Here is a 21566-nt window from a genome sequence, read left to right as displayed (position 1 = left end):
CGCCCTTGACGTAGGCCGCGTGGTGCTTGGCGTGGTGCAGCTCCAGGATCTCCCCGGTGATCGCCGGCTCCAGCGCGGCGTAGTCATATGGCATGTCCGGCAGGGTGTACTGCCCCATCGGTGCTCCCCTCATTTGATCTAATTGCAAGTTACTCGCAATAGCTAGCCATGGGCAATAACTTCCCGCCTGGTTTCGCCTGTGCTACTCCCAAGTGCGCACGTTGCCGCCCGACCAGCGCTCCAGGAGCTCGGTGTCGTGGCTGATGGCGAGCACTCCGGCGCCGGTGCGTGCGCGGTAGTCCTCGATGCGGGCGATCAGGTGGGCCTGGGTCGAGGCGTCGAGCATGGTGGTCATCTCGTCGCAGATCAGATACCTGGGTTCCAGGGCGAGCGCGCGCGCCACGCAGGCGCGCTGGAGCTGCCCGTCGGAGACCTCATGGGGGCGCCGGGTGAACAGCTCGGATGTGAGGCCCAGTTGCTTCGCCAGCCGGTGCGCGCGCTCCAGCGGACGCCGTGTGGCGCGCAGCGGCTCGGTGATCACCTCCAGGAGGGTGAAGCGGGGGTCGACGGCGAGGCGGGGCTGCTGGAAGATCAGGCCGATGGAGGTGCGCTGCGGGGCCCGGTGCCGCCAGCGGTGCACCTCCCGCCCGTCGACGGTCACCGTGCCGCCGGAGGGCCGCAGCAGCAGGGCGAGCACGCGGGCCAGCGTCGACTTGCCGCACCCGCTGGGCCCGGCCAGGCCGAGGACCTCGCCGGGGCGCAGGCTCAGTGACACCCCGTCGAGCACCCGCCGGCGTCCGAAGGAGAGGGCGATGTCGGCGGCTTCAAGCATGATGGCAGGCCACTCCGTTCAGGACCGGCTGCTCCTCACACACCGCTGTCGCATCGGCGCAGCGGGGCCGGAAGGCGCAGCCGTCGGGCAGCCGGGTGAGTTGCGGCGGTTCACCGGGGATGGGGACGAAATCACGGGACGGCAGCGCGTTCAGCAGCCCGCGGCTGTAGGGGTGCCGGGGGCCGTCGAAGAACGCCGGCGCCTCGGCCAGCTCGACGATGCGTCCGGCGTACATGACGGCGACGTCGTCGGCGACCTGCTCGGCGGCGCGCAGGTCGTGGGTGATGATGAGGACGGCCCGGCCCTGGTCGCACAGGTGGCGCAGTTCGGCCATGGTGGCCTCCACCAGCGGGCGGTCCAGGCCGGTGGTGGGCTCGTCGGCGACGATCAGGGGTGGGTCGCCGGCCAGCGCGAGGGCGTTGGCGACCCGCTGGGCCATGCCGCCGGACAGCTGGTGCGGGTAGCGGTCGAGGTCTCCCGGGCGCAGGCCGGCGCGGGCCGCGATCTCGTCGGGGGTCTCGTCGCGGCCGAGCTCGCGCAGGGTCTCGGCGAGCTGGGCACGGGCGGTGCGCACCGGGGTGAGATGGGCGGCCGGGCTCTGCGGGATCAGGCCGATCCGCCGGCCGCGGACCTGCCCGGCCAGCACCTTCTCCGTGGCGGCGACCAGGTCCAGGGAGCCGAGCCAGGCGTGCCCGGTGACGGTGGCGTTGCCGGGCAGCAGGCCGAGCAGGGCATGGGCCATCACCGACTTGCCGCATCCGGACTCGCCGACCAGCGCCAGGCAGCGGCCTGGACGCAGCTCGAACCGGGCGTCGGTGACCGCCTCGACGACGGCGCCCGGCAGCCGGAAGCGGACCGACAACCCCTCCACGCGCAGCATCACAGCACCAGCTCCGATCTCCATCGCGGGTTTGCGCGGTCGCGGGCGTGCTGGGCCAGCGCGGAGACCGCCAGTGTGGGCAGCAGGATCAGCAGGCCCGGGAACAGGCTGGACCACCAGTCCCCCGCCAGCAGGGACCGCTGCCCGTCATTGATCATGTTGCCGAGGGAGGCCAGGTGGGCGGGCAGGCCCAGGCCGAGGAAGCTCAGCGCGGTCTCGTGCCAGATCGCGTGCGGGATCATCAGGACGGTGGCGAGCAGCAGGTGCGGCGCCAGGTTCGGCAGGAAGTGCCGCCGGACGATCCGCCACCTGTTCGACCCGCCGGAGATCGCGGCGTCGACGAACGGGCGCCCGCGCAGGGACAGCACCTCCGAGCGGACGATGCGCGCGGCCGTCGTCCAGTGCGTGACCGCGACCGACACCACCACCGCGCTCGCGCTGGGCGCGAACAGCGCCACGATGAAGATGCCGAACAGCAGGTGCGGCAGGGAGTTGAAGCCGTCCACCACCCGCATCAGCAGCCGGTCGGTCACACCTCCGGCCGCGCCGGCCGCCAGCCCCACCAGGCCGCCGATCGCCGCGCTCACCACGGCCGCGACCAGGCCGACCAGCAGCGAGACGCGCAGCCCGTAGATCGAGCGCAGCAGGACGTCGCGGCCGACCTCGTCGGTGCCGAACGGATGGGACGGCGACGGGGGCAGGCCGGCGGCGCGCAGGTCCACCAGCTGCTGGTCCAGGGGGGCGACCAGCGGCACCAGGACCACCGCCGCGACCAGCACCGCGAGGGCCCCAAGGGCGAGGCGGTGGCGGCGGGAGCGCGGCCTTTCGACCCGGCCGCTCTCTCCCCGCCCCTGGCGCCGCCACGTCTTCGTCGTGGCCATCAGCTCACCCCCAGCACGCGCACCCGGGGGTCGGCCACGGTGTAGGCCAGGTCGGCCAGCAGGTTGCCCGCCACGACCGCGAGCGTGGCCAGCAGGGTGAGCGCGGCCAGCAGCGGGAAGTCCACCGCGAGCGCCGCCTTGATGGTGGTGCCGGCCACGCCGGGCCAGGAGAACACCGCCTCCACCAGGATCGCCCCGGTGACCAGCTCGGGGACCCGCGCACCCATGATCGTGACGAACGGCAGCAGGGCCGAGCGCAGCGCGTGGCGCACCAGCACCGTCCGCTCCCGCAGGCCGCGGGCCCGGGCGCCGATGACGAAGTCCTCCCGCAGCACCCCGATGACCGACTCCCGCACGAACAGCAGCAGCCACGACGACTGCGAGAAGGCCAGCACGGCCACCGGCAGGACCAGATGACGCAGCAGGTCGGGAAGGGTGACGGCGGTGGCGGCGGCGTCGGTCAGCCCGCCCGCGGGCAGCCACCCGAGCTTGACGGCGAACACCCAGATGACCAGCAGGGCCACCCAGAACACCGGCGCCGCCTCGTTGGCGAACGCCGTACCGGTGACCAGCCGGTCCAGCCACGAGTCGCGCCGCCAGGCCGCCAGTGTCCCGACCGCCAGGCCGCCGACCAGCATCAACGCCAGCGCGCACCCGGTGACCAGCAGCGTCCAGCCCAGCCGCTCGCCGATCACCTGCGCGACCGGCAGGCGCAGCGACCGCGACTCCCCGAGGTCGCCGCGCAGCAGGTGAGCGAGCCAGCTCGCGTACTGCTCCCACAGCGGCCGGTCCAGCCCCCAGTTGGCCCTGATCTCGGCCATGATCTGCGGGCTGGTCGTCATCGCCCGGTCCCCCAGGTACTGCCGTACCGGGTCGAAAGGCGAGGCCTTGGCCAGAGCGAACATCCCGAACGTCACGGCCAGCAGCAGGGGGACGGCGAAGGCCAGCCGCCAGGCCACGATCCGGATCCAGATCACGAGGCGGGCTTCCAGCTCGCGACCGTGCCGAACAGGCCGCCGGTGGCGTGCTCGTGCGGCTCGACGCCGACGGCGAGGCCGCTCCAGTTCCCGCGGACGACGTAGGTGTGCTTGAGGTAGACCAGGTACAGCCAGACCGCGTCCTGGCTGATGTGCCGCTGCACCTCGTCGTAGACCTTCTTGCGGATGGAGGGATCGGAGGACCTGCGGCCGGTGTCGAGCAGCCGGTCCACCTCGGGGTTCTTGTAGTGGCCGGGGTTGAAGAAGCCCTGGCCGGAGAAGGAGGAGTGGAACAGCTCGTAGTTGGTGTAGTCGGGGTCGAACGGGGTGCCGTAGCCCATGACCAGCGCATCCTTGGCCATGCGCGGCTCGATGGCGTCCCAGTCCAGGCCGGCCGTCTCGACGTCGATGCCGATCTTCTTGGCGTCCGAGGCCACCGCCAGGGCCAGCTCCTTGCGCAGCGAGTCGCCGGCCGGGTACATCAAGGTGAACCTCGCCGCCGTACCGTTCTTGGTACGGACGCCGCCCGGGCCCGCCTTCCAGCCGGCCTGCTCCAGGATCTGGACGGCCTGGGCGCGGTCCGGGGTCGCCGACCCGTCGACGACGGGATTGTGCCAGTCGATGCCAGGGGCGATCGGCCCGAAGGCGGGAGCGCCCGCGCCGGCGAGGATCGCCGCGACCATGGCGCCGCGGTCGACGGCCAGGCCAAGGGCCTTGCGGATGGCGATGTCGCCGGTCACAGGCTGCTCCAGCGGGAACATCACGCCCCGGTAGTCGGCGCTCGAGGCCTCGTAGACCTTGCTCCCCGGCTGGTTACGGAACCGGGCGACGGCCTTGGGCGGGAGCTCGGTCGCGGTGAACTCCCCCGCGGCCATGCGGGTGGCCCGGGCGTTGTCGTCGGCGGTGTACGCCAGGACAAGCTTCTTGATCGCAGGAGCGCCGCCCCAGTACCGCTCGTTGGCCCTCAAGGTGACCTTGTCACCCTTGGTCCAGGACACGAACGCGTACGGCCCCGTACCGACCGGCGCGGCACCCGGCAGCGAGTCCTTCGGGACGATGCCGAGCGTGGCCCGCTGGAGGATCGGCGCGTACGGATACTTGAGATGGAAGACGACCGTCCGCGCGTCCGGGGCGTCCACCCTGTCGATGGCCGCGTAGTCGCCCCGGATCGGCGAGTTGTTCGCCGGCTTCAGCACCTGACCGTAGGTGTAGGCGACGTCGGCGCCGGTGAGGGCCCTGCCGTCGTGGAAGGACACGCCTTGCCGGAGCGTGAAGGTGACCGTGGTGCCCTCGGCCCTGGGCAGCGCCTCGGCCAGAGCGGGCTCCAGCTTCAGGTCGGGGGTCCGGCGGACCAATCCGTCGTACAGCAGCGAGCCCCCATCGGGCGCGTACCCGAGCACCGGGTCGAGCGTGTCGGGCTCCGAGCCCAGCCCCAGCACCACCGTGTCGTCCGTCTTCGGCGCCGAGCCCCCCTGCGACGGGGCCGAACAGGCCGCCAGCGCCAGGACCACCGCCACGAATATTGCCGATCTACGCCTCACGAGGCGACAGTAAAGCAAAGTGTTCGTTGTTGCCAATAAGTCGCAATAGGTCAGCTTCCGCGGCAAATACCCTCTGTCCCCGACCCAGGCCGGTCCCGCTCCGCCCATCACCCGCGAAGACTGTGGGTCTCGGTGGTTGTCAGCGGCTCGTCCGAGACCTCCGTCGTGGTGCAGGTGTCGGTGTCCCTTTGGGCGCCGAGCCGATCGGAAGGCAGCACCCGCTGGCGCATTCTGTGGACGTGGCTAGACTCCTGGGTGCGGATGGTTCATCCGGGCCTCTTCGGCGGTCCGGATGTCGTAAGAGGGAACCCGGTGTGAGTCCGGGACTGCCCCGCAGCGGTGTGTGGGAACGACCGCCGTCATCAGCACTGGATTCGTGAGGGTCTGGGAAGCGACGGCCAGTAGGTGATGCCTGCTTCAGGCATCGTGCCCGCGAGTCCGAAGACCTGCCTCCGCCCGTGCGCTGTTCGGCGTGCGGTGGTCTGCGGCCTCGTGGGAGGGCCTGGGACGCGCCGTCGGCTGCTCGGCAGCGGCGTGCGCCGTTTCCTCCTGCCCGGGGTCGCCTGTGGCACAGCGAGGGAACTGTGAACAACGATCTCGGGGTATCCGCGTATCGGCGGACGCCGGGAGCTGAAGTTCGCGACCGAGGACTACTGGGCCGGCCGGATCGACGCCGGCACCTTGCAGGAGACAGCGGCGAAGCTGCGCCGCGAGGTGTGGACGCAGTTGCGTGAGGCGGGTCTGGGCAGCATCCCGTCGAACACCTTCTCCTTCTACGACCAGGTCCTGGACACCAGCGTCATGATCGACGCGATCCCCGGCCGGTACCGGCACCTGGACGGTCTGGATCGCTACTCGGCATTTAACTTCGGCCGTTTCCCTGTGGATTGATGATGATCATGAGCCTGGACCCGACCGGCAAGGGCCGCAAACGCTGAGTGACCCGCTGCGAGGGCCGGCGCCTGCTGCGGATTGTCCGCAGAGGCACCGGGTCGGTGGTGACCTGGCGGCGGGCCCAGATGGTGCTGCCGTCCGCGCAGGGCATGCCGGTTGGGAAGATCGCCGAGGTGACGTTCACCAGCGCGGACCGGGTCCGGGACACCCGGACCACGCCACGAAGAAGACCCGCGTCGAGCACCTCTACGCGATCGTCGACGAACGCCTCCGCGAGGTCGTGGCCAAGGCCAACGTCGCCTGAATCGGGCTGATCCCAACGACTGTGTCACCGGCCGCATCGATCCCCACTTCGTTCGCCGCTCATCAGGGCAGGCGGGCGTGTTCGGCTCGGGTGGCAGCGATCCGCTCACGCGCGAGCGTACGGGCCCGCTTGGTGTCGTCGCCGGTGAGTCGGGCGAGGATCGTTGCGAGCGGCCTGATCTGGCCCCAGCCGCCCCAGTGACCCTCGGGGATCTCGGTGGGGAATACCCAGATCCGGCCGGCGTCACGCGGCCAGGCGCCATTCTCCGCGTCGAGGATTGCCTCGGTGACCTCGGCGATGACGCTCGCACGCTTCCGCTCGTCGAGCTGGCCCTCGGGGACGGACGGGACGACCTTGTAGCGAGGTGCGTCCGCGGGTTCTCCGCCGACGTAGATGCCGACCGGTCGGTGCAGCCAGAGCCAGGAGACGGAACGGCTCACCGGGTCGGCGGGGTCGAATCCTTCGTTGCGGACGAGGATCTCGGTGATGCGGTTCAGCAGGGCCGCCTCGGCGTCCGGCTGGAGCGCGCCGTCGGGAATGTACACGTCGAGCATGGGCATGGTCGATCTCCTTCATGAGTTTAGTTTTTCAACTCAGGCCGGAGTCTAGGAGGGCTAAGTACAACTTGTAAACTCAGATGGATACACTCGTCCCATGGAGACGCGGCGAATCGACCCAGTGAACTGCTCGGTGGCGCGCGCCCTCTCGGTGGTGGGGGAACGCTGGTCGCTGCTGATCGTTCGTGAAGCGCTGGACGGCGCGCGCCGGTTCGGAGAGTTCCACTCCCGCCTCGGGATCGCCAGAAATCTCCTGGCGACTCGGCTCGAGACCTTGGTGACCGCGGGAGTGATGCGCCGCGTGCCCTATCAGGAGCCCGGGGATCGGCAGCGCTTCGCCTACGAGCTCACCGAGCAGGGCCGGGCGTTGCGGCCCACGCTCGTGGCGCTCCTGGAATGGGGCGACACGTACCTTGCCGACCCGCAGGGCCCGTCGGTCATCGTCCGGCACCGGCCCGTCGACGATGCGAGCTCCTGCGACGAGCCGGTCAAGGTCGTCCTCGAGTGCGCTGCGGGGCACAGCCACCTCGCCCCGCAAGACGTCTGCCGCACGCCCGGGCCGGGCGCGCGCTTCGTGGAAAGCTCCTGAGATCCCAGGATCGTACTGAGCAGCTCATATCAACCCAAACGGCGTACTCACATTTACGGCCCCCACGGCAGCTCAACGGCCGCAGCCGCGGCGGTCGACGAGCACCAGGGCGACGCCGAGAAGTCGCCGGCGATGTAGCTGTGCATATCGGTGCGCGGGCGGATCGTGCTGCAGATCCCCGACTGGTTCAGGAGGGCGCCGGCGCTGTGGGCTGATCGTGATCCGGTGGCCGCCGCTCGCCGGCTTGTTCGGGGTGACCGGTGAGTTCGGGAGCCAGCGCCTCAACCCCTACGTTCGCCCAGGTCAGCTGTTGTTCTCGGGGGCATGGCGAGCCTGTGCCACCGCGAGACACACCAGCTCGGAGTCGCTCAAACTGCGGTGGTCTGCCCAGCCATCGGGTCTCCGTGATCTCGTCGTCGATCTTCACGTACAGTCCGGTGATGAAGGTGGCCGGTAGCGCGCTCGGCTGGGGCGTCCCTGTTGCGACGTGCGCCGCTGAGCTGGGGCGTGAGGCATCGCGGTATCGCGATGCCTCACGCCTGACGGATGGTCCGCCAGGTTGTCACCCGGTCATTGGACGGCGACGGTCTCCGCCTCGTCCGCGATGGCGAGGTCTGAGCCCTTCGGCCCGCGAAGAGCGACGTAGGCGAGCAGAACGCCCATGACGGCGACGCCTGCCCACATGGCCTGTTGCCAGCCGTCGACAAAGGACTGCTGCGCGGTATGGATCAGGTCCCGGGCGTGGCTGCCAGTGCTCGGGGCCACCTCGACGGCGTTGGCGATGCCTCGCGCGCGGTGTCCGCGGCTCCCTGGGGGATGCCGCCGAGCTTGTTGTCGATGGCGCCGCGGTAGCCGTTGGCCAAGAGTGCGCCGAGCATCGCGACGCCCAGGGCGGTGCCGAGTTCGCGGGTGACGTCGTTGAGGGCGGAGGCCACGTCCTGCTTGGCGTGGGGTAGGGAGCTGGTGATGGCCTCGGTGGAGGGCGTCATCGACAGGCCCATGCCGATGCCCATGGCGAGCATGCCGGCGAGGATGGACAGGTAGCCGCCATCGACGGAGACGAACAGCGCCATCAGCGCGAGGCCGAGGGTGGACAGGGCGATGCCCACGGTCATGGTGGAGCGGGCGCCGATCTTGGCGGCCACCTTGGGGGCCAGGCCGGACGTCATCATCATCATGATTGCCATGGGCATCATCGCCACGGTGGACAGCAGGCCCGACCAGCCCAGCACGGCCTGGAAGAACGGGAAGAGCACAACGGCGATACCGGCCTGGACACCGAAGACGACGAGCAGCGTGATGGAGCCGCCGGCCAGGCCGCGCTCACGGAAGAGGCGTACGTCCAGCAGGGATGCGTCGCGGCGGTGCAGCTCCCAGGCCACGAAGACGATGGCGGCGGCGACGCCGACGGCCAGGCTGATCAGGCAGACGGGGTCGGTCCAGCCGCGCTCGGGGCCTTCCTGCAGGACGAAGATGAGTCCGATCACGGCGATGGCGGACACCAATGCGCCGATGGTGTCGAAGGAATGGGTGGAGCGTTCGCGGGAGTCGGGCACCGACTTCAGGGTCATCGCCAGGGCGACGACGGCCAGTACCACGGGCAGCAAGAACACCCACCGCCAGTCCGCGACGTCCACGAGGAACGCGGAGAGGAACATGCCCAGGATGCCGCCGGCTCCGCCGACGCCGGTCCATACACCGATCGCCTTGCCTCGTTCCTCCTGGGGGAAGGTGGAGGTGATGACGGCCAGCGTGATCGGCATGATCATCGCGGCGCTGACGCCCGCGGCCACCCGGGCGCCGATCATCACTGCGGCCGACGGGGCGAGCCCGGCGACGATGCCGGCCACGCCGAAGATGATCAGTCCTGTGATCAGCATGGGCTTGCGGCCCAATCGGTCACCGACCGCACCGAGCGGCAGCAGCAGGGCGGCCAGGACGAGGGTGTAGATATTGATGATCCACAGGACGGTGGTCTGCGAGGCGCCCCACTCGACGGCCATGTGGGTCTGGGCGACGTTCAGGCCGGACACCGACGCGATGACGGCCATCAGCGCGATCGATACGGCGATCAGGATCGCGCGCAGCTGACGCGCATCCAGCGTGGCCTCGCCGCTGACCGGCGCGGCCGCTGCCTGGGGAGGCTGGTTGCTACTCATGAATTCCTCGCAAAAAGGGCATTGCAGAATCAGCGCCGGACAGGGGGCCCGGGACTCTACTGACGGGTAGCTACGCTAAGGACGGATCCACAGGTCGGCAGGGGTGTGAGGTTGGCTGGCGTTTGGTTGATCTCGATTTGGGTGTACTGACCGGTAGTGGCTGTCTGCATCCATAGCGTCGCTTTCTGTGGCTGTTGACTATCTCTCGGACGAGCAGGTCCAGCGTTATGGGGCATTCGTGGCGGACCCGACGCCCAAGGAGCTGGAGCAGTTCTTCTTCCTTGATGAGCAGGGGCTGGTGGAGGCTCGGAAGAAGCGGCGCAAGCACAATCGGCTGGGCTGGAGCGTTCAGTGGGGCACCGTACGGATGCTGGGGACGTTCCTGGAGGATCCGACCGAGGTCCCGTGGGCGGTGGTCGACTACGTCGCCGAGCAACTGGGGATCGACGACCCGTCGTGTATCAAGCAGTACGCCGAGCGGAGTGAGACGCAGTACGAGCACACCGGCGAGATCCGGAAGTTGCTGAAGTTCCGGGAGTTCGCCGAGGCCGAAGAGGAGATCGTGCGGTTCGTCGCCTCACGGGTGGCCACGACGCGGGACTCGCGGCGGGAGTTGTTCGACCGGGCGGTGCTTCATCTGATCGAGAAGCGGGTGCGGCTGCCGGGGATCACGACGTTGGCGCGGCTGGTGCGGGATGTGCAGCTGTCGACGCTGGAGGAGATCAACGCGGCGGTAGTGGCGCCGACGCCATTGCACACGCGGCGGGAGCTGATCGGCACGCTGGAGGTGCCGGAGGGCAGGCGGGTCTCGACACTGGAGTGGATGCGTACCCCGGTGGTGCAGCTGACCGGCAAGGGGATGGTCGCCGCGCTGGATCGCACCTCCTGCGTGCTGGGGTTGGGAACGGGTGCGGTGGATCTGTCGGCGGTCGCGCCGGTGAAGCTGGCGGAGCTGACCTCCTACGGGCTGCATGCCAAGGCCCCCAAGATCAAGAATTTGAAGGGTGAGCGGCGGGTCGCGACGCTGGTGGCCACGGCCCGGCAGTTGGAGCGGTCGTCGGTGGATGACGCCCTGCTGCTGTTCGACCTGCTGATGTCGACGAAGCTCCTGTCGGGGGCGACCCGGGCGAGCAACAAGGAGAAGCTGAAGACCTTCCCGAAGCTGAAGACGGCGGCGTCCCGCATGGCGGCGGCGTGGGCGATCGTCCTGGCGGAGCGGCCCGAGGGTCAGGGGCCGGCGTCGGTCGCGGAGATGATGGCCGCGGTCGAGACCGTGGTGTCCAGGGCGGATCTGGCCGCCGCGGTGGAGTCGGTGCGCGAGTTGCTGCCGCCGCCGGGCAGTGACGATGACGGCGATGCCGAATGGCGGGCGTCGCTGGTCGACCGGTACGCGACGGTGAAGCCGTTCATCGACATGCTGTCGGCGGTGATCCCCTGGGGCGCGACCGAGGCCGGCGCCGAGGTCCTTTCCGCGCTCCGCGGCCTGCCGAAGGTGATCGCGGCCCGTAAGCCGGGCACCGAGCACATCCGGGGGTTCGAGGGTCTGGTGACGGGGTCGTGGCGTGGGCTGGTGTTCGCCAATCCGAAGCTGGAGGCCCCGGCGATCGACAGGCCTGCCTATGTGTTCTGCGTGCTGGAGCTGTTGCACGATGCGCTGCGCCGCCGGGACGTGTACGCGGTCGGCTCCGACAAGTGGGCCGATCCGCGTGTCCAGCTGATCGAACCCCGGTTGTGGGTGCGGGAGCGGGACACGGTGCTGACCGCGCTCGGCCTCCCGGCGGATCCCGCCGAGCACCTGGCCGACCTCGCCGACCTTCTGGACGGCGCGTTCCGGCAGGTCGGGGAGGGCCTGGCGGGCAACGACGCGGCCAGGATCTCGGGCGGGAAGCTGTCGCTGGCCCGGCTGGAGGCGGCCCCGCACCCCGAGGGTTTCGCCGCGATTCACGACGCGGTCGCGGGGATGCTGCCCCGGATCGACTACCCGGAGCTGATCTTGGAGGTCAACGCCCGGACGGGGTTCTTGGACGCGATGCCGCACATCTCCGGGTCGCAGGCGCGCCGCGACGACCTCGATCTGAGCCTGGCGGCGTTGCTGGTGGCCCGGTCGTGCAACATCGGGCTGACGCCGGTCGCCAAGCCCGGCACCGCTGCGTTGGGCGAGAGCCGCCTGGTCGGGGTGGAGAAGGGCTACTTCCATGGTGAGGGCATCGGGAAGGCCTCAGCGATCCTGGTGGACAAGCAGGCCAGCATCGAGATCACTGCGGATTGGGGCGGCGGCCTGGTCGCTTCCACCGACGGGTTGCGGTTCGTCGTTCCCGTCCATTCCCTGCACTCGCGGCCTTCTCCGCTGTACTTCGGGATCGGGAAGCGGCCGCGCAGCACGACCTGGCTGAACACCGTGTCGGACAAGGTGATGGGGCTCGGCGGTCTGGTGGTGCCGGGGACGATGCGGGACTCGATGTTCATCCTGGACGCCATCCACCGCCTGGACGCCACCGAGCCGCCCGACATCGTCACGACCGACACCGGCTCTTACAGTGACGTCGTCTACGGCATGTTCGCGATCTGCGGCTACCAGTTCGCGCCCCGTCATGCCGACATCACCGACACCCAGCTGTGGTGGGCCGACGCCGCCATGCTGAAGGGCGAGATCACCCGCGACCACCGCGGCTCCAACGGGTGGGGCGCGTTCAACGAACTGCAGCTGCGGCGGGTGTCGGTCCCCGCGATCGTCCAATACTGGGATGACATGGTCCGGGTCGCCGGATCGTTGTCGACGAACAAGGTCCGCGCCTATGACCTGATCAAGATGATGACTGCGGGCGGGCGGCTCACCGGTCTGGGCAACGCGTTCGCCGCCTACGGCCGGATCTTCAAGACGCTGCATTTGCTCCAGATCATCCACGTCGAGTCCTACCGGCGGATGATCGGCGACCAGCTCAACACCGGAGAGTCCCGCCACCAGCTCGCCCGCCGCGTATTCTTCGGCAACCTCGGACAGCTCCGCCAAGCCTATGAACGCGGTATGGAGAACCAGCTCGGTGCCCTCGGCCTCGGCTTGAATGCGATCACTTGGTGGAACAGCCTCTACATCGACGCCGCCGTCGCCCGGCTGGAGGCCGGCGGCCTGGGCATCAGCCGCGAGATCAAGGCCCGCCTGTCACCTCTGCTGTTCGAGCACATCAACTTCCACGGCTCCTACCCCTTCCACCGCCCCCAACTGGAGGAAGGACGCCTGCGGGACCTGCGCGACCCCAACACCGTCGAGGACGAGCCGGAGGAATAGGCACCCGGTGAGCGACGACTCCACTCCAGGCCCGGACGCGGCCGGGCCCGGGCCCGGCTTCACCGTGCCGTCCCGCTCCGACGGATGGCCCGACCTGCTCGGACGGCGGCCCCTGACCCCTGCCGAGCGTGCCGAACTGCGGTGTGCGCTGGAGGCCGAACCCGGGCCCGGCAGCATCGACACCGCCCCGGATCCTCTGTTCCTGGCCTACCTGACCATTGACGGCCTGGACCGCGAAGGCGACCCGCGTAAGGCGATGCGGCTGCGCGGCCGGATCCTCGCGGCCGCACGCAGCGCCGCCGAACAGCGCCGCACCACCTTCCACGCCACCGAGACCACCGTGACGGTCGGGATCTACGGCACGGACGCCGCCGCCCGGATCACCGTGCTGCGCACCGCGTTGGCCGGCGCTCATCACCAAGCACGGGCTGGCCGCCCGCGACCAACCATGGTGAGCATGCGGGTGTTTCTGGTCTTTCGGGCGGGTCGAATCGAGCCGCACAATGCCCGAACAGCCGTTCTCGAACAGTCAGTGCCGGACGGTCCCGCGCCTGAAGAACGGGGGCGAGCAGCAATGGAACGGTCAGCGGCGTTAGCGCGGCGGCTTCCAGGTCCGTGAGGACCTCCCGCGCGCGGGCGTGCCCTGTCGTACGGGGCAAGGAGCGGACCGCACAGGCCGTGGTCCGCGAGCGCAGCACGTTCAGGTGCCGGTAGCAGGGCGAATGATCAGTCGCGTGCATGGCATGGCAGGATCGCGGCCATGTCCCTAAGCGTTCCTCACCTGCGGATCGGCTCGACCGAGATCATCGCCCTCGCCGATGGCGAGGGCCCGTTCTTCTCCCCGCGCGCCGAGGCCTTCCCTGAGGCCACGGCCGGTCAGTGGGCCGAGGCCGACCGGTACGACCCGGGCGCGGTCGACGCCGAGGGTCGCTGGCGGCTCCAGTTCCGCGCATACGCGATCCGCAGCGATAAGAGCCTCACCCTCGTGGACGCCGGAATCGGCCCGGCGGACGGCCCCGCCGTCTCGTGGGCGCCCGTGCCCGGCGTGCTCCCCGAGTCGCTCGCCGCCGCAAACATAGATCCGGCCGAGGTCGACACCGTGGTGCTCACGCACCTGCACACCGACCACGTCGGATGGGCGATCGTGACCGAGGCGGCTGTCCCGTCAATGGGCGGCGCGGTGGATGGCGCCCCTACGTCCGGCAGCGCGACCGGCGACCGCCGCCCCTACTTCCCGAACGCCGAATACCTGCTCCAGCGGGCCGAGTTCGACGCGCTCGACGCGCTCAACCCGCAGCTACGCGAGACCCTCACCGACCCGCTCTCGGCGGCCGGTCAGCTCCGGCTCCTCGACGGGGACACGCCGCTGCGCGCCGAGCTCGCCTACTCGCACGAGCTCGACCCTGAGGCGGCCAGGCACTCAAGGAAGCGCATGCTCGGCCACCAGACCGGCACCACACTGCACCTGGCGACACCGCACCTGACGGAGCCGTTCAACTCGGCCTGATCGGCGGTCGTCCGAGCCATCCGGCACGAGCGGGCCGCGAATATGCAGACGCTTCAACCTCGTAGCGACGTCGGCCCTCTGCGGTGCGACCAGCGGCTGACCCTGTTCCTCAACACCGCCGCCCGCGCGCGCTCGTGTCTCGGCAGGGTCTGGGCCGGCGTTCGCAGGAGGGCGTGCTTGCGCCGGCGGGCGATGAAGTCGGCCACGCGACATCGTCGACCGCGAGCCACGGCGCGGCGGCCAGGGCCGTGGGCGTGAGCCCGGCGAACGTCGCGACCTCCCGGTGCAGGTGGGACTGGTCGACGTAGCCGCTCTCGCCGGCAACGCGGGCGGCGGCGTGACCCGCCGCGAGAAGGTGGGCGGCGTGGTCGAAGCGCACCAGCCGGGCGGCGCGTTTGGGGGTGATGCCGAGCTGGGACCGGAAACGGGACCACAGGCGCTTGCGGCTCCAGCCGACCTCGTCCGCCAGGCCATCGACCCGCACCCGCCCCCGGCTGGTCAGCGTCCGCCGCCAGGCGTAGGCGACCTGCGAATCGACCGGAGGGTGGGAACCCAGCCGCCGGCTGAGGATGTCCACCGCGATCGTGAAGCGTTCGTCCCACGACGCGGCGGCGCGCAGCCTGTCCTCGGCCCGCCCGGCGTCGCGGCCCCAGACCTCCGCAAGGGCTGCTACCGTCCCGCTGAGCTCGGTCGATACGCCGAACAACGCAGCTGCCGTGACCGGATCCAGGCGGATCTGGAGGCACTGGCCGGCTCCCCGGCCAGTTGCCCGGAGATCGCCGGGCAGGAGCCCGACGACGACACTACCGCGCTCGTGCCGGCCATGGGTTTCGTAGACGACGCCTTCTCCCTCGCCCAGATCGACGAGCAGGGTGACGGACGGGTACGCGACCATGGAGATGTCCACCAAGGCCGGGGCACGATGGCGGAACCCGGCCATGCTGACCCCCGGCAGCCGAAGCGACGGGCGTGGGACCGCGACGTCCACCCACGCCCGGCCGGGTGGCGTACCGGTCGGCAACACATGGCCAGTCTAGGCATCGGGGATCATGGGTTGTCGGCGGCCCGTTGTCGTGAAGCTCAGCAACAGTTTGCCGACCGTCTCTGGCGCTTCCAGCATGGGTAGGTGCCCGACGCCGGGCAGCACCTCGACCCGTGCGTCCGGCACCGCGTCGTACCGGTGCGCCGACGACGGCTCCCAACGGGGGTCGGCAGCGCCGAAGATCACCTGCACGGGGACCTGGAGGGCGGCGAGCCGCTCCGGCATGCTCCGTTCGGCGATGTAGGCGGTGTTCCGGCGCAGCACCGTCCTCATCACGCGGTAGGTGATGCCCCGCACGTCGGCGACCACGTCGTCCGGGAGGTCCACCGGGCGAACGGCCGTCGCGCTGATCCCCTTGCGGATCATCGCATCCGAACGCCTCGACCACAGGAGCGGGCCCAACGGCGGGGCCAGCAGCACCCGAAGGATGAACGGCTGCCGGAGGAGCGCATCCGGGCTCGGGCCGCTACTGATCAACGCAAGCGAACCCACGAGGTCGGGACGTTGCTCGGCAAGCGCGGTGGCGACGTAGCCGCCGCTGGAGTGCCCGACCACGGCGACGTGACGGAGGCCGAGGTCGTCCAGCAGCGCCGCCACCTGGCCCGCCTGGGCAGGCACGTCATACGACGGTGCGGGCGGGGACTGGCCGCAACCCGGAAGGTCCACCCGGATGACATGATGGTGGCCGGCCAGCGCCGGGACCACCGGGCCCCAAAAACCGCCCGAGGCCCCCGATCCGTGGATGAGCAACAACGGCGGCGCCTGCCGCGGGCCGTCATGGACCACGTGCATCCCATGCGAGTGCTCAATGTCGTACTCATTCATGCGGAGACTATGCATGGGCGGTTGACTATCAGTCTTGGACAAATGTTCCTGCGGAGTCGGCGGCCGACGGCCCGCCACCATCGTCTGGGCCCACCACTCGGGTCGGAGCGATCGGACGCATGGTAGCTCTGTGTAGTGGTCGTGACTGTTTGTGTTCTCAGAAATGGTCAGTTCTGAGAAGATGATCAGACGCCGGGACCATGTCCGGTTTATCCTCGATCTTCGTTCTCAGAACCTCTCGCAAAACTGTCTTCTCAGAACATCGCTTGCGGTAGGTTCCGCGACATGACCGAGCTCGCCGATCCGGCCGCCGCCGTCGAAGCCTTCGACTGCCCGATGTGTGCGGCACCGGCGGGCAGCGCCTGCCGGACCCGGGGCGGAAAGGTCGCGCCCAAGTACCACACGCCGCGCTTCATGCTGGTGCCGCAGCTGCGTACCGAGCTGGAGGTGCGCACCCCGGCCGAGCGCAGGCCGGGCCGCCTCTGGCAGGCGGGCCCGGCGGTGGACGCGTCGGCGGCGGCCGCGGCCAGGCCGACCCGGGTCGGCTTGCCCGGTGCAGCACCGCGCAGCAGGAGCTGGACAGCCAGCCCGACGCCTTGAAGCAGGCGGGCTGCGAACCGATCTTCGCCGAGAAGATCAGCACGCGCATCAAGGTACGGCCGGAGGTCATCAAGGCGATGAACTACGCCCACACCATCAAGCAGGCCGTCCCGCACCAGCGGGTGATCCTCACCGTGCACGAGATGAAGCGCCTGGGCCGCGGCGCCCCCGAACTGCTGGCCATCGCCGAGGACCTGCGCCACCACGACATCGAACTGGAGTTGCTGACTGGGCCGCTGCAGGGCATCTACAACCCCTCCGGGCACGGCGCGGCATTGTTCGCCTTCTTCGCCGGGATGGCCGAATCCGAACGGGAGTACGTGCGCGAGAAGTCCCTCGAAGGCCAGGCCTCAGCCCGCGAGCGCGGCCGTCACGGCGGGCGGCCGAAGGTGTTCGACGACGACATGATCGCCTACGCGCGGTCGCTGCGCGAGCGCGGCATTGCCGTGCCCGACATCGCTCGCAAGCTGGTCATCCCCACCGGCAAGAACAAGGGCCGGCACCCCTCGGTGGCCAGCGTCTACCGGGCCCTGGCCGAGGCGGAGCCGGCCGGGACGGCAGCCTGACTCCACTCCGGTCGGGCTCCGTATCGAGCCTGTAAGGCGGCGTCAAGACGGCAGGCTGAGGGCGCGAAGGAGGCGGCAGTGCACCACGTTGACCCTCGCATGCGCCTCTGCGTCGCAGCCCTGCCGGGCAGGTCTGCCCGGCAGTTGCGGCCGCTGGAGTTCCGGCCGATCGGCACGAACGGCTACGTCAGCACGTGGGGCGCGATCACGAGCGTCTGTCCACCGAAGGACGCCTGAGCTCACCACTTCGGCGGAGGCGCGCGGGCTGAGGCTTTCGCCTCGCCGCTGTCGGCTCGCACCCCTTCGTACCGTCTTGGGAGACGTTCCTTCATGCCTGCTGTTCTCACCCGGATCATCGCTGCGCTGCGCTCGGATCTGGTCAGTGGCCTGCTGCTCATCGGCGCCGCGCTGGTGGCGTTGGTCTGGGCCAACTCGCCGGTGGCCGGCTCCTACGAGGCGCTGCGCGGCTTCGCCTTTGCCCGCCCGGATCCAGGCTGGCCTCGGGCGCGATGCCGTCATCACGGGCTTGTCGTATCGGCTGCTCGCACCGGCCGAGGCCGGCAGCGCGCAGGCCGCGGTGCAGGCGGTCGCCGACGGTATCGGGGACCCAGGCAACCTCCGGATGCTGGTAGTGGGTGGACGCCAGCCAACTCGACCCGGTGGCCGACGCCGGCGCGCTGCAGGAGCTCCGGCGGGCTCCACAGAGGGCAGGCCCGGTTTACGAGGTGGCCTTCCAGGTGCGCGCACGCTGGTGGCGGTGTGCGGCGTGGAACTGCTCGATCATCACCCCGTTCTCGGTCCACAGGGTGCCCACCGTGTCGTCGGTCCCTGGGCCAGTGGACCGGCAGGTCGGGCACAGGCGAGTCACGGCCTCGGACCGGTTGATGGTTCATGCCCTCGCCTCGCACACCGGGAATGCGAACACGGGCACTTCGTCACGGGAGTTCAAGATCAGTACCAGGGGTCTGTCCTTAGCGTAGCTACCCGTCAGTAGAGTCCCGGGCCCCCGGACAGGACCGGTCGCCAAAGAGGGATGAGACAGGGGGCTCGTCGCGCGGACCGCCGGCTGCAGTGCGCGGATCAGGCCGAGGGGCAGGGGGCGGTGTTCGCTCCTGAGCGGCGGCGAGCGGCGCGTCGGTATCGGCGGTGGCCAGGAGAGCGTTGATGTGGGCTCCGGCCGCGGCGGACGCACCCACCTGCGCGGTCAGATCGGTGGGGTTGCCCGCCACCCACACGCCGGGGACGTCGGTAGTGCCTGCCATGGCGGAGGCGAAGCGGCGGCCCATGTTGTCGGGCAGGTCCTGCATCGGCAGCTTCAGCCCGCCCAGGCCCTCGGTGCGGGCCGGCCCGCGGCACCGCCGCCGATCACCACCACGTCCACGGTCTGGGCGGGCAGGATGTCGCTGTCGTAGCGGGAAGTCTGCGCAGACATGTCGCGCCCTTTCGTCGCGCCTGGTCCCTGTAGCTGGACCAGCTGTATTCGACGATAAGCCCACGTTGCATTACCGGCATACCATGTTGCCTATGACGCAAGAAGATGGGGCGCTGGACAGCCTCGTACGCAAACGGATCCGCGCCCTGCGCGTCGCACAGGGCTGGTCCGGAGCCTGACGAGCATCCGAACGAAAAGTCCCGTTAGCGGAGCCGAGTTGAGCGGCTTGCCGTGACTTTTCGTCCGGATGCGCTTGGTTGGAAGGTTTTCGCAGGTCATAAGCCATACAGGGCGAGGCTGGTGGGGCTGTGAGGTGCTGGCTGCGGATGCGAAAGTGAGCCGCGGCGGGAGCGCGATGGCGTCGACGACGTCCACCGTCATGGCTTGACCATCCTCTCGGCGACCTGGCCGGAGAGGAATCCGCTCGTCCTCGGCGACCAGTATCCGCATGCGACCGAGGTGTTGCGGCGGCGTCAACGCCCAAGCACACAGCCCGCGCAACGTCGCAACCGCGAACGTGGAGATCCACGCTCCAGCCATTCTGTATTTCAGAATACAGAATGTGCTAGCGTTCGCTCATGGCCAGACCGCGAACCTTCGACGAGAGGGTGGTTCTCGAAGCCGCAGCGGCGCAGTTTCGCGTGCACGGCTTCGCCGACACGTCGACCGAGCAGCTCTGCGAGGCGGCCGACGTGCGACGCAGCAGTCTGTACAACGCGTTCACGTCCAAGGATGAGCTCTTCGTGCGGGCACTCGAGCACTACGCATCCAGCATGCGGGCACGCCAGGAGTCCATCCTCACCGACACCTCCCTCAGTGGTGCCGAACGACTCCGGAAGCTGATCGACGCGATCGTCGACGAGGAGCGTGACGCGCGCGCCGAGGGGCATGCCGCCGGCTGCATGGGCGTGCACACTTTGATGAATCCCGACCTGCGGGCGCGCGATGAGCGCATCGCGCGCATTCTCGAGCGGGATCTCCAGGAGCGCCTCGGCCTGCTGGAGGACACCATCCGTGCCGGCCGCATGGACGGAAGCATGCCTGACGGCCCTGATGCCAGCGAAGGCGCACTCCTGGTCAACACCCTCATCTCCGGTATCCGGGTGACGGCCCAGACCGGAGTCACCCCCGAAATTCTGCACCGGATCGCCCTCGACGGGCTTCGTTCCCTGCTGGGCTGAGCGAAGAGGGCGGACAGCCCCCGCTCGCTCAAGCTGCCCAAGTTTTGGATTTGAGAATACAGAAAGGCGTTACTCATGAAACGGCCTCTCTACTGGCTGATGCTCACCCTCCTCGTCGTCGCCATGAGCGAACTACAGACGATGGGCATGCTGCCCGAAATGGCCCGGAGTCTCAGCGCCTCGACAACCACGATCGGCACGCTGATCTCGATCTACTCCTTCGGCATGGCCATCGGCGGCCCGCTCATCGTCATGGCCCTGCGCCTGGTCCCGCCCAAGGGCGCGCTTCTGGGCGTCGTCGCCGCTTACGCGGTGCTCGAAGCCTGCGTGCCCCTGGTGCACGACTACTGGTGGATCGCCGCGCTGCGCCTGCTGACCGGGAGTCTCGGCGGTGCCGTGTTCGGTCTCACCCTGACCATGGCGGCCCGGCTCGCCTCCAGCCCCGACCGCATCGCGTCGTCGATCTCCATCGTGCTGAATGGCCTCATGTTCGGCGCCGTCCTGGGCCTGCCCATCAGCCATGCCATCGCCACCACCTGGAATTGGCAGGCGAGCTTCTTCGCCCTCGGCGGCGCCGGCCTGATCATCGCCCTGCTCGACCTGCGCACCCTGCCCGCACTGCCCGCCGTCTCCGCGCAGACCTCCGCCGAGGACCTGCGGCAGTTCCGCTCGCCGCGGCTGTGGAGCCGCTACCTGGTCAGCCTGCTCACCATCGGAGCAACCTACGGCGCATTCTCCTACTTCACTCCCCTGCTGGAACATGACGCGGGCTTCTCTCCCAACACCACGACCCTGATCCTCTTCGGCTACGGCCTGTGCACCGTCCTGGGCAACAACGTGGTGGGCCGCTACGCAGACCGCCACGCGATAACCCTGCTACGCATCGGCCACCTGGCCCTGGCCGGCTCGCTGGTGGTCCTCGCCCTCTTCGCCCACCTGCCCTGGGCCGCCCTGCCCGGCGTGCTTGTGGTCGGCCTCGTCGGCGTCACGATGAACCCCGCACTCGTTGCCCGCGTCGTCGAAGTCGCCGGAGCCGGCGGGCTGGTCAACACCGTGCACACGTCCGTCATCACCCTGGGCGTCGTCGCCGGCAGCGCCATCGGCGGCGCCGCCATCAGCGCCGCCGGAGACACCACCACCGCCGCCATGTGGACCGGCGCCATCCTCGCCATCCTCGCCACCTGTGTCTTGAGCGCACAAACCCTCAACTACAAACCCGTCCACCCCCCAGCCGGTACAAGACAGACCCCGGCAAGCCGCCGGGCGCCACGACCGCACTACGAGCAGGCGCCACAGGACATCACCGACAACCCCGGCGCCTGACCCTCATGTTCGCTCGTGGACTCGCCCTGCCACCTGAGGGATCGGTGGAGCAGGGCGGGGTCATCGGTGAAGCTGATCACGGTTGGCTGGTCCGGGCGGCTGTGACGCGGGCGGCGTACACGCGGTGCGCCTTGCGCTCGGCCGGGCCGGCATCGGCGAGGGCAGCGCTCTGCTCCAGCGCCACGCGGTG

Annotated in this window: 19 protein-coding genes, 3 pseudogenes and 1 riboswitch; of the genes and pseudogenes, 11 read left to right on the top strand and 11 right to left on the bottom strand. The window is 69.5% G+C overall.

The window, feature by feature from the left end; all coding sequences use genetic code 11:
* From KIK05_RS41785 to KIK05_RS41760, 6 genes and pseudogenes are all read right to left on the bottom strand, one after another.
* Positions 1–118, bottom strand: a pseudogene (locus tag KIK05_RS41785) (superoxide dismutase); the annotation flags it as partial.
* 84 nt (positions 119–202) lie between these two features.
* The gene (locus tag KIK05_RS41780; RefSeq protein ID WP_214416448.1) at positions 203–832 is read right to left on the bottom strand and encodes an ABC transporter ATP-binding protein; all 630 of its coding nucleotides are present in this window, start codon (positions 830–832) and stop codon (positions 203–205) included.
* Entirely contained in the window at positions 825–1712 is an 888-nt protein-coding gene (locus tag KIK05_RS41775) for an ABC transporter ATP-binding protein (protein WP_250564325.1), read from the bottom strand. Before KIK05_RS41775 ends, KIK05_RS41780 begins: the two co-directional genes overlap by 8 nt.
* Positions 1712–2593 carry an ABC transporter permease gene (locus tag KIK05_RS41770; protein WP_214416446.1) on the bottom strand — a complete coding sequence of 294 codons (882 nt, stop codon included), beginning with the start codon at positions 2591–2593 and terminating at the stop codon, positions 1712–1714. Before KIK05_RS41770 ends, KIK05_RS41775 begins: the two co-directional genes overlap by 1 nt.
* Positions 2593–3570, bottom strand: coding sequence for an ABC transporter permease (locus KIK05_RS41765; RefSeq protein ID WP_308250350.1), 978 nt, complete (start codon positions 3568–3570; stop codon positions 2593–2595). The genes KIK05_RS41770 and KIK05_RS41765 overlap by 1 nt, the downstream gene beginning before the upstream one ends.
* Complete coding sequence (locus KIK05_RS41760) at positions 3567–5111, bottom strand: ABC transporter substrate-binding protein (RefSeq protein WP_308250349.1); 1545 nt, start codon at positions 5109–5111, stop codon at positions 3567–3569. The genes KIK05_RS41765 and KIK05_RS41760 overlap by 4 nt, the downstream gene beginning before the upstream one ends.
* Positions 5112–5355: 244 nt before the next feature.
* Positions 5356–5579, top strand: a riboswitch (cobalamin riboswitch).
* 126 nt (positions 5580–5705) lie between these two features.
* Here KIK05_RS41760 and KIK05_RS41755 point away from each other — a divergent pair.
* Positions 5706–6002, top strand: coding sequence for a uroporphyrinogen decarboxylase/cobalamine-independent methonine synthase family protein (locus tag KIK05_RS41755; protein ID WP_214416452.1), 297 nt, complete (start codon positions 5706–5708; stop codon positions 6000–6002).
* Between the two features lie 369 nt (positions 6003–6371).
* Here the strand turns inward: KIK05_RS41755 and KIK05_RS41750 are convergent, their stop codons facing one another.
* Positions 6372–6869 carry a tautomerase family protein gene (locus KIK05_RS41750; protein ID WP_214416445.1) on the bottom strand — a complete coding sequence of 166 codons (498 nt, stop codon included), beginning with the start codon at positions 6867–6869 and terminating at the stop codon, positions 6372–6374.
* Between the two features lie 94 nt (positions 6870–6963).
* Between KIK05_RS41750 and KIK05_RS41745 the strand changes: the two genes are divergently transcribed.
* Positions 6964–7455: a winged helix-turn-helix transcriptional regulator gene (locus tag KIK05_RS41745; RefSeq protein WP_214416444.1), complete on the top strand. Its 492-nt coding sequence runs from the start codon at positions 6964–6966 to the stop codon at positions 7453–7455.
* A gap of 330 nt (positions 7456–7785) precedes the next feature.
* Here KIK05_RS41745 and KIK05_RS49730 read toward each other — a convergent pair.
* Both KIK05_RS49730 and KIK05_RS41740 read right to left on the bottom strand, forming a co-directional pair.
* Positions 7786–7897 (bottom strand): annotated as a pseudogene (locus KIK05_RS49730) (IS982 family transposase); the annotation flags it as partial.
* 286 nt (positions 7898–8183) lie between these two features.
* A complete protein-coding gene (locus tag KIK05_RS41740; RefSeq protein WP_214416443.1) occupies positions 8184–9614 on the bottom strand; it encodes an MFS transporter in 1431 nt (476 codons plus the stop codon).
* 187 nt (positions 9615–9801) lie between these two features.
* Here KIK05_RS41740 and KIK05_RS41735 point away from each other — a divergent pair, with 187 nt between their 5' ends.
* The 3 genes from KIK05_RS41735 to KIK05_RS41725 all read left to right on the top strand — a co-directional run bounded on the left by KIK05_RS41735 (position 9802) and on the right by KIK05_RS41725 (position 14407).
* The gene (locus KIK05_RS41735) at positions 9802–12900 is read left to right on the top strand and encodes a Tn3 family transposase (RefSeq protein ID WP_214416442.1); all 3099 of its coding nucleotides are present in this window, start codon (positions 9802–9804) and stop codon (positions 12898–12900) included.
* A gap of 7 nt (positions 12901–12907) precedes the next feature.
* The gene (locus KIK05_RS41730; protein WP_214416441.1) at positions 12908–13519 is read left to right on the top strand and encodes a hypothetical protein; all 612 of its coding nucleotides are present in this window, start codon (positions 12908–12910) and stop codon (positions 13517–13519) included.
* A 141-nt stretch (positions 13520–13660) separates the two neighbouring features.
* Complete coding sequence (locus KIK05_RS41725; protein ID WP_214416440.1) at positions 13661–14407, top strand: MBL fold metallo-hydrolase; 747 nt, start codon at positions 13661–13663, stop codon at positions 14405–14407.
* A gap of 109 nt (positions 14408–14516) precedes the next feature.
* Here KIK05_RS41725 and KIK05_RS41720 read toward each other — a convergent pair whose 3' ends face one another.
* Both KIK05_RS41720 and KIK05_RS41715 read right to left on the bottom strand, forming a co-directional pair.
* Entirely contained in the window at positions 14517–15347 is an 831-nt protein-coding gene (locus tag KIK05_RS41720) for a helix-turn-helix domain-containing protein (protein WP_250564323.1), read from the bottom strand.
* 93 nt (positions 15348–15440) lie between these two features.
* Positions 15441–16274: an alpha/beta fold hydrolase gene (locus KIK05_RS41715; protein WP_250564322.1), complete on the bottom strand. Its 834-nt coding sequence runs from the start codon at positions 16272–16274 to the stop codon at positions 15441–15443.
* A gap of 285 nt (positions 16275–16559) precedes the next feature.
* Here KIK05_RS41715 and KIK05_RS47715 point away from each other — a divergent pair, with 285 nt between their 5' ends.
* The 6 genes and pseudogenes from KIK05_RS47715 to KIK05_RS41695 all read left to right on the top strand — a co-directional run bounded on the left by KIK05_RS47715 (position 16560) and on the right by KIK05_RS41695 (position 21376).
* On the top strand, positions 16560–16874 hold the full coding sequence (locus KIK05_RS47715) for a zinc finger domain-containing protein (RefSeq protein ID WP_250564321.1): 315 nt from the start codon (positions 16560–16562) through the stop codon (positions 16872–16874).
* The gene (locus KIK05_RS41710) at positions 16871–17440 is read left to right on the top strand and encodes a recombinase family protein (protein ID WP_250564320.1); all 570 of its coding nucleotides are present in this window, start codon (positions 16871–16873) and stop codon (positions 17438–17440) included. Before KIK05_RS47715 ends, KIK05_RS41710 begins: the two co-directional genes overlap by 4 nt.
* Positions 17441–17518: 78 nt before the next feature.
* Positions 17519–17677 (top strand): hypothetical protein, encoded by a 159-nt coding sequence (locus KIK05_RS41705; RefSeq protein ID WP_214416438.1) that lies wholly within the window; start codon positions 17519–17521, stop codon positions 17675–17677.
* Between the two features lie 1287 nt (positions 17678–18964).
* Positions 18965–19042, top strand: a pseudogene (locus KIK05_RS49635) (XRE family transcriptional regulator); the annotation flags it as partial.
* Between the two features lie 408 nt (positions 19043–19450).
* Positions 19451–20053, top strand: a complete 603-nt coding sequence (locus tag KIK05_RS41700) for a TetR/AcrR family transcriptional regulator (protein WP_214416437.1) — start codon at positions 19451–19453, stop codon at positions 20051–20053.
* Between the two features lie 75 nt (positions 20054–20128).
* On the top strand, positions 20129–21376 hold the full coding sequence (locus KIK05_RS41695; RefSeq protein WP_214416436.1) for an MFS transporter: 1248 nt from the start codon (positions 20129–20131) through the stop codon (positions 21374–21376).
* Positions 21377–21566: the final 190 nt, after the last annotated feature.

The organism is Sphaerisporangium fuscum (assembly GCF_018531465.1).
Classification (GTDB): Bacteria; Actinomycetota; Actinomycetes; order Streptosporangiales; family Streptosporangiaceae; genus Sphaerisporangium; species Sphaerisporangium fuscum.
The sequence above is the reverse complement of the archived record's forward strand: the minus strand, read 5'-3'. Positions and strand labels throughout refer to the sequence as shown.

Excerpts from the sequence above, each read along its gene's own strand:
- KIK05_RS41780 (WP_214416448.1), bottom strand. The coding sequence starts at position 832 with ATGCTTGAAGCCGCCGACATCGCCCTCTCCTTCGGACGCCGGCGGGTG.
- KIK05_RS41775 (WP_250564325.1), bottom strand. The coding sequence starts at position 1,712 with ATGCTGCGCGTGGAGGGGTTGTCGGTCCGCTTCCGGCTGCCGGGCGCC.
- KIK05_RS41770 (WP_214416446.1), bottom strand. The coding sequence starts at position 2,593 with ATGGCCACGACGAAGACGTGGCGGCGCCAGGGGCGGGGAGAGAGCGGC.
- KIK05_RS41750 (WP_214416445.1), bottom strand. The coding sequence starts at position 6,869 with ATGCCCATGCTCGACGTGTACATTCCCGACGGCGCGCTCCAGCCGGAC.
- KIK05_RS41745 (WP_214416444.1), top strand. The coding sequence starts at position 6,964 with ATGGAGACGCGGCGAATCGACCCAGTGAACTGCTCGGTGGCGCGCGCC.
- KIK05_RS41740 (WP_214416443.1), bottom strand. The coding sequence starts at position 9,614 with ATGAGTAGCAACCAGCCTCCCCAGGCAGCGGCCGCGCCGGTCAGCGGC.
- KIK05_RS41725 (WP_214416440.1), top strand. The coding sequence starts at position 13,661 with ATGTCCCTAAGCGTTCCTCACCTGCGGATCGGCTCGACCGAGATCATC.
- KIK05_RS41720 (WP_250564323.1), bottom strand. The coding sequence starts at position 15,347 with ATGGCCGGGTTCCGCCATCGTGCCCCGGCCTTGGTGGACATCTCCATG.
- KIK05_RS41715 (WP_250564322.1), bottom strand. The coding sequence starts at position 16,274 with ATGAATGAGTACGACATTGAGCACTCGCATGGGATGCACGTGGTCCAT.
- KIK05_RS47715 (WP_250564321.1), top strand. The coding sequence starts at position 16,560 with ATGACCGAGCTCGCCGATCCGGCCGCCGCCGTCGAAGCCTTCGACTGC.
- KIK05_RS41700 (WP_214416437.1), top strand. The coding sequence starts at position 19,451 with ATGGCCAGACCGCGAACCTTCGACGAGAGGGTGGTTCTCGAAGCCGCA.
- KIK05_RS41695 (WP_214416436.1), top strand. The coding sequence starts at position 20,129 with ATGAAACGGCCTCTCTACTGGCTGATGCTCACCCTCCTCGTCGTCGCC.